The 263-nt window shown below is 52.1% G+C and carries 1 protein-coding gene; it reads right to left on the bottom strand.

Annotated elements, in window-relative coordinates:
- Positions 1-263 (bottom strand): thiamine pyrophosphate-dependent enzyme (locus R0K30_RS22345; RefSeq protein WP_410613077.1); only part of this gene is annotated, 263 nt, incomplete at both ends.

Here is a 263-nt window from a genome sequence, read left to right as displayed (position 1 = left end):
GCGACAATGCCTTCTCCCGGAAACGCTGCGTCACCGTGAATTAAAATGGCGAGCGATTTTGTTTCGTCTTGAACCGGGTACCCCTTTTGCGTTCTTGTTTCCTGTGCCGCCCGCGTGCTTCCTTCAACAATCGGATTGATAAATTCCAAGTGGCTCGGGTTATTTGCAAGCGTAATCCGCGCACTTTTGGTTTCAGCATCCTGAAGCTGTCTGTCTGCACCGAGGTGGTATTTTACATCGCCCGTCCAGCCGTAGCTGATGCC

This window comes from Bacillus sp. SIMBA_154 (assembly GCF_046536015.1).
In the GTDB taxonomy this organism is placed as follows: domain Bacteria; phylum Bacillota; class Bacilli; order Bacillales; family Bacillaceae; genus Bacillus; species Bacillus pumilus_P.
This window is presented reverse-complemented; position numbering and strand designations above follow the sequence as displayed.